Annotated in this window: 8 protein-coding genes; 6 read left to right on the top strand and 2 right to left on the bottom strand. The window is 32.0% G+C overall.

Annotated features, from left to right (window positions below; all coding sequences use genetic code 11):
• Window positions 1–86 precede the first annotated feature (86 nt).
• A complete protein-coding gene (locus CN326_RS17990; protein ID WP_098310342.1) occupies window positions 87–1,070 on the top strand; it encodes a DNA-binding protein in 984 nt (327 codons plus the stop codon).
• Between the two features lie 221 nt (window positions 1,071–1,291).
• On the opposite strand, the gene CN326_RS17985 is transcribed toward CN326_RS17990, so the two are convergent.
• Window positions 1,292–1,855, bottom strand: coding sequence for a hypothetical protein (locus CN326_RS17985; protein WP_098310341.1), 564 nt, complete (start codon window positions 1,853–1,855; stop codon window positions 1,292–1,294).
• Between the two features lie 228 nt (window positions 1,856–2,083).
• Here CN326_RS17985 and CN326_RS17980 point away from each other — a divergent pair, with 228 nt between their 5' ends.
• The 3 genes from CN326_RS17980 (at window position 2,084) to CN326_RS17970 (ending at window position 4,816) form a co-directional block, all read left to right on the top strand.
• Window positions 2,084–2,686 (top strand): DJ-1/PfpI family protein, encoded by a 603-nt coding sequence (locus CN326_RS17980; RefSeq protein ID WP_098310340.1) that lies wholly within the window; start codon window positions 2,084–2,086, stop codon window positions 2,684–2,686.
• Window positions 2,687–2,831: 145 nt separating this feature from the next.
• Window positions 2,832–4,268, top strand: coding sequence for an FAD-binding oxidoreductase (locus tag CN326_RS17975; RefSeq protein WP_098310339.1), 1,437 nt, complete (start codon window positions 2,832–2,834; stop codon window positions 4,266–4,268).
• Window positions 4,265–4,816: an MFS transporter gene (locus CN326_RS17970; RefSeq protein ID WP_098310338.1), complete on the top strand. Its 552-nt coding sequence runs from the start codon at window positions 4,265–4,267 to the stop codon at window positions 4,814–4,816. Before CN326_RS17975 ends, CN326_RS17970 begins: the two co-directional genes overlap by 4 nt.
• Before the next feature lie 34 nt (window positions 4,817–4,850).
• On the opposite strand, the gene CN326_RS17965 is transcribed toward CN326_RS17970, so the two are convergent.
• Window positions 4,851–5,612 (bottom strand): DUF1836 domain-containing protein, encoded by a 762-nt coding sequence (locus tag CN326_RS17965; protein ID WP_098310337.1) that lies wholly within the window; start codon window positions 5,610–5,612, stop codon window positions 4,851–4,853.
• Between the two features lie 262 nt (window positions 5,613–5,874).
• Here CN326_RS17965 and CN326_RS17960 point away from each other — a divergent pair, with 262 nt between their 5' ends.
• A complete protein-coding gene (locus tag CN326_RS17960; protein ID WP_098310336.1) occupies window positions 5,875–6,327 on the top strand; it encodes a hypothetical protein in 453 nt (150 codons plus the stop codon).
• A complete protein-coding gene (locus tag CN326_RS17955; RefSeq protein WP_098310335.1) occupies window positions 6,315–6,623 on the top strand; it encodes a YxcD family protein in 309 nt (102 codons plus the stop codon). Before CN326_RS17960 ends, CN326_RS17955 begins: the two co-directional genes overlap by 13 nt.
• Window positions 6,624–6,753 lie beyond the last annotated feature (130 nt).

Below are 6,753 nucleotides of genomic sequence, written 5' to 3'. Positions count from 1 at the left end.
ATGAAATTACATTTTATTTCGTTATTATTTTAAATTATATTTTTATATAAAATATAATTAGATTTAAATAGAAAGGATTTATTTGCATGTACGAGCATACATATGAACAATATATGGATACAAATGAGGTAAAAGAGTATTTACGTATTACAAATTTCACATTTAAAAAATTAATGAAAGAAAATAAATTAACTCCAATTAATAAAGATACTTGGCGATTAGATGGGAGTTTTTTGTTTCAAAGAGAAGAGGTTACTGTATTACAATCACATTTACATACAGAAGGAATCACATTAAACCAAGCAAGTAAACAGTTTCATGTTAGTATGTATCAATTATGTAAATGGATCGAAGAAGGGGAGTTATCCTATACAATTCAAATACATCGAAATAAAGAAACAAAATTTGTACAAGAGGAAGAGGTAAAACAATTAGCTGAAAGATTAGATGACGCCAATGCTCTTTATACATATTCTCGAAAATATAATGTTGTTTTATTTCAAAAATTTATACAAGGAAATACAATTGCTCGTATAACGTCTATTCCTAAAAGAGGAAATATTATAGTAACAGATGAATTTGGAAATGATATGACACTGCAAGAGGCGAAAGAAAGTGGCTTTTTTCCAGCATATCAATTATCAGATAAACCGAGGAGTCATCATCAAAAATTTGTAAAGTTTCGTTTTCTAAAAACACATCATTTACGAAGTGATATTTTTCAGCGAATGGATTACTTATTGCAATATGTATCTCCACGAAATCTTCGAATTTCCGAAGAACACAATTTTTGGATCGTTGAAATTCGCCAATCACTCATTCAAGTTCCTATGCAGTTTCAACAAGAGTGGATTGACTCTCTTATGCCATATATAATAGAAGGAAAATTAGCAAAACGTCTAAATAATAGTATTTACTTAGACAGCAATAGTGTTACGAAAAGCATAGTATTATCTTCATCTGAGTATCAGTCTATCTCAAATATTGTAAATGAAGAAAAGATTTCAATAGAAGAGTTTATTACTTCAGCAATTCGAGAAAAATTGGATCGGCATATAATGAAATATTAAAAGACTTATCATGTAGATAAGTCTTTTAATATACAAAAATTTTTAAGGTATCTAAAAAGCGGCCTTTCAGATTCCTTTTTTAGAGGGTTTTATATAAGTGGTAATGATATTATACCTATAATATATGAAATTCTATACAGAGGCTCAAAGAATCCTTAGATTCATTTGGATATATTTAGGTCCTATTTTCCCACATATAGTTTACATAATAATTTTATGTGTTAGAATTTTGAGTGAAAAAGAAAAGGATGTCTTTCTGTAATTTCGTGATATTGTTTAATTTCATTTGTGATTCTTTGTCTTCCTTTTTCACTTGTGTGCCAAGTATCGCGATTAATTTGTCGTTGATCTTGCAGTGGAAGAACATCTAAGATTTTATCTTCCGCAGCATATAGTGAGGCAAGTAATAAAAATCTTCGACAGAAAAAACTTTTTCCAGCAAGTAATACATTCCTTATTTCTTGATTATTGATTATGTTAAACGCACTTTTTATTACACTTTCTACATTAGAAAAATCTCCTGTAATCGGTTGGATTTTCTCATGAGGAACTCCTAGTTGAATTAATACTTCTCTATGATACTCAAATTCATTTGCTTGTAGAAATATATTAAAAATAGAAGGAATGAAAATATGTTTTACAATTTCTTGAGAGCAATGCTTTGCAACAAGTTCATTTAATTCTAGGAAATGACCGGGATGATACAGCATAATGTCTGTTTCTGTAAACAAGTGCTTGCGATCTATAAAAACTAAATCACTAATTATAGAAAAATAGTTCATCATGATAGATTCCTCCTAACAAAAATAAAGCCCTTTAGAAATTCAATATTGATTGACTAAAATCCTGTATGAAGGTCCGACAAAAATAGTTAATCGCTGTTGTTACAAATCTTTGCGGTAAAAGAGTAAATAACATTTTTTTATAAACATTGATAAAGAAAACATTATGTTATTATTCTGTTAACTCATTTAATATATATTGTGCAGATGCTTACAGTTAGGGGGCAAACGATGAATATTCAAATTGTATTATTTGATGGTTTTGATGAACTAGATGCCATAGGACCATATGAGGTATTAAAACGTGCTAATGAGTTCGGAGCAAATTTCGATGTGAAAATGGTTACATTAAATTTGAATTCGGTGACTGGGTTTTATGGCCTAACAGTCGAAGTGAATGATTTTCTTAGTGAAGACAATTGTCCAGATATTTTAATTGTACCTGGTGGTGGGTGGAATCATCGAGGAGAAAAGGGAGCAAAAATAGAAGCGGATAAAGGTATATTACCTGAATTCATCGCTAAATTTTATCAGCAAGGGGCTGTTATCGCTGGTGTCTGTACGGGCGGAATGTTGATGGCTGTTTCAGGAATTACAGCAGGACGGAAAACTACTATGCATCATCTTGCTAAAAACGAAATGGCATCATACGGATGTGAAGTGCTAAGTGCCAGAATTGTTGATGATCATGATATTATTACAGCAAGAGGAGTAACTTCAGGTGTCGATTTAGCTATATGGCTCATTGAACGCTTTGTAAATTCTGAAGTAGCTTATTCAGTCGAAAGAAGACTAGAGTATGAAAAAAGAGGGACAGTATGGAAAAGGATTTAAATCCTTGAATAAAGAATTGAATTTTTAGGAAAAATCAGCACTTTATAATAAAGTACTGATTTTTTTATTTATAAGCTTGAAATTAAATGGTATAATCTCAATAAAAAGTGTAATATTACACTTTTCATTGAGAGGAGAGGATCAATTGAAAAGAGGTAAAATAATAATTTCTGTAGCAATATACACCACCTTACTAACTGTATTAGTACATACGTATAAGCAACAACTTACTCAGCCTGTTATAACAGATTCAGGACGATTACTTCCGACAAAGGTTAAACGAATAGAGAGTGTTGACGATGAAAAAAAGCTGCAACAATTGGTTCGAGATGCAAATACTTCAAATGAAAAACTCTCTATTGCTGGGATGCAGCATAGTCAAGGTGGCCATACATATTATCCAAATGGCACTGTTTTAGATATGAAAAGTTATAATAAAATATTGGAGTTCGATCCGGAGCAAAAAAGAATTAGAGTGCAGAGCGGTGCGATTTGGAATGACATTCAAAAAGTTATTAATCCATACGGCCTTGCCATTCAAGTTATGCAGTCACAAAATATTTTCACCATAGGTGGTTCTTTAAGCGCAAATGTACACGGAAGGGATATTCGGCATGATGCACTTATAGATACAGTTGATTCATTTCGTTTATTAATGGCAGACGGCACAATTAAATATATAAGTAGAAATGAAAACTCAGAACTATTCTCTTTAGTAATAGGTGGATACGGTCTATTTGGAGTCATTCTAGATGTAACACTAAAGTTAACAGAAGATGAACTGTACCAAATACGAGCTAAAACGCTAGATTATCACCAATATACTTCTTATTTCAAGGAGCATGTTGAGGGTGATGAACAAGTGAGGATGCATTTAGCTCGTATTTCTGTCGCACCAGATTCATTTTTACGTGAGATGTATGTGACAAATTACGTTCTCGCTACGAATCAAGAGAATCGAGAGCAGTATAGTACTTTAAAAGAAGAAACAAGTGTTGCACTTCCAAAATTTTTTCTTGGATTATCTAGGTACAGCGACTGGGGAAAAACGATGTTTTGGAATATCCAAAAAAAATATTTTGAACGTACGGATGGATCTTATGAAACTCGTAATAATGTAATGCGATCAGATAGTGCATTCATGGAATATGAAAATCCGAATCATACAGAAATTTTACAAGAGTACTTTATTCCTGTTAATCACTTTTCTTCATATATAGATGACTTACGTAAAGTATTAGAACAAGAAGAACTAAATCTTCTTAATATTACTATTCGATATGTGACAAAAAATGATAGTGCGGTTTTGTCATACGCGAAAGAGGATATGTTTGCTCTTGTACTTCTTATCAATCAAGGACGTTCTGAAGAAGAAATAGAAAAAACAAAAAAAGTGATACAGAAAATGGTGAATGTTACTTTGCAACATGATGGAAGCTACTATTTGCCATATTATCCTTATACAAAAAAACATCAATTACAAAAAGCTTACTCACGTACAAACGAATTTTTTCAAAAAAAGAGGGAATACGACCCACAAGAACGGTTTGTTAATCTATTTTATAAGGAGTATGGTCAATGACATATACAAGATTTGTAGTTTCACAAAGTCTCATTATGATGGCAGGAAGTATGGTGTTTCCTTTTTATGTATTACTACTAAGAAACGTTGGCAACAGTTTTTCACAATTTGGCTGGGCATACGGTTTATTTGCGTTAACATCAGCGCTTGCTTATCCTCTAATTGGAAAAGTCTCTGATCGGTTTGGCGATAGAAAATTACTAATCGTATACTCTTGGTCAATGGCTATTTTAATGCTATGTTTTCCGATCGCTACAGAAGTTTGGCATGTATATATTTTGCAAATTATGATGGGATTCCTAGGAGCTATACAGAAAAATGCAGAAAAAACATCGCTTGCACGAAAGGTAGAACGTCAAGAAGCTGGTTATGAAATCGGAAAATATCACGTATGGACATCCTTAGGAGCAGCAATTGCTATAATTCTAACAGGATATTTAGTTGATTTTTTAACCATTGGAACTATTTTTTATGTCGCTTCAATTCTATATATGATAAGCGGTATCGTACTTTGGCGAACAAACAGCGAAACCACATACAACCGATAACATTTGTTTTCGGTTGTATGTGGTTTGAAAAGGATTAATTCAAATTTAAATGCTGTAAAAACAAAGTAGCTGATACGTAACGCTTCGCTAACCTTTGTACATAAGCAGTATGAACAGATAACGTTGCAATAATAATTGCATTTCGAATTGCTTCGCGTTGTTCTTTGTTTATATGTTCAATTTTAGCTGCTAATTGATCAGCTTTTTCTTTAATTGTTTGTTCAATAGTACGAATCGTATTCGTTGTATTGAATTGAACGTAACCTTGTTGATTCAGTTCTTCAAATAAAGAAGAGTAAAAAACATATAATTGAATAGGATTAATTAAATCATCAGTACGATCTGCAGGATCATTCACAATAAGCTTTAACAACTTTCGAATGGACTCAAAATCGAGTGCTGTTTTTAAATCTTCTACAATAAATAATAAGGCTGCTTGTTCAATTGAATATTTTTTTCCTTTTTGCGGAGAACCGATCATTTCTTTTATATCGCGTTTCACCCAGTTTTGCAGTGCTGTAATAGAAAAATTAGTGTTTTCAATTTGATTTCCAAGTGCGACGATTTCATTTAAAGAGAATCCAATATCAATTTCTTCTATTTTAATAAGCTTTTCAAAAATAGGTGCTAGTGCAGTTGTAAGAAAGGCCGTAACACTTTGACCACTCTCAATATCTTCTTTATGCGACTTTGTCCAAGCTTCTTGTAAAATTGCAAGAGGCTTTTTTGTATTCCACCCTCTAAGAGAAAGGAGAAGCATTGCCATTTCGTTTCGTGTGAGATGAAATGTTTCCATCTTTTCACCTCCGATAATATAAAAGTTCTTATGAACTTATATTATGTATTGTTTTATATAAAGTCAATTGTATTCTCGTGATTTTTCTGGTAGTCGAATAAAGTTAATAATCATAAGAAATAACTCTTGATTATTATTACAAAAGTTCATATAATAAGTTCATAAGAACCTTTCTATTAACTTTAAGGTTCATCTATCTTTTTCATAGTTTAAGAGAAGGATAGATACTATATACTTATAGTAGAAGGAGAATGAATATTATATGTTAAAGAAAATCGTTACACTATTGACTGCATTTATGTTTGTCTTCGCCGCTGGTAGTTTTATTTCAGTAGATAGTGCTTATGCAAAAACTTACAAATCTGGTCAAAAATCTTATACTCCAAGTTCAGGCCAAACACAAAAATCAACAGTGGATTTAAAGAAAAAAGATTCTCATGTGAATTCAAATAAAACGACAGGTTCAAAAACAAAAGCAACAAATACAGCACCAAAAAGCAATAAAGGAAGCTTTATGAAAGGTCTTTTAGTTGGTGGTATTGGTGGTTTATTAATGGGTAGCTTATTTGCTAACATGGGAGCTCTTGGTTCTGTATTAGCATTTATGATTAATATGTTCGTAATGGCTGGTATTGTAATGTTAGCGGTTCGCGCATTCAAATATTTTAAAAATCAACGTAAGAAACAGGTGGAAGAAGCAGCATGGAAACGATAAAAATTTCCGAACAAGAGTTGATTAATGCACTCTGTGTATATATTGCACAAAAACGTCAAGTTCCCCCGGAACAAGTACTTGTGGAACTGATGTACGATGACGATTACGGCTTCTCAGCTGAAGTAGAAGTAAATGGACGTCAGCAAATTTTAATTCAGGCAAATTTAATCGAGGCACTTCGCTTATGGCTTGATATGGAATATCATATTAATCCGTTTGCAGCAAGATTACAGCTTGAATTAGATGATGAAGAAGGTATTATCGCTTTGGCGAATTTAAATGATTCATATGAGTAATATAAAAAATAGCTGTTGAGATGTAACTATTCTCAGCAGCTATTTTTTTGCTTTAAAGAGAAAATATACGTTATAAATTGATGGTAATTTAGGATACTGCTGTTTTTCTCGTACATACTAACATAGTACA

Source organism: Bacillus sp. AFS018417 (assembly GCF_002560985.1).
GTDB lineage: Bacteria > Bacillota > Bacilli > Bacillales > Bacillaceae_G > Bacillus_A > Bacillus_A rhizoplanae.
This window is presented reverse-complemented; position numbering and strand designations above follow the sequence as displayed.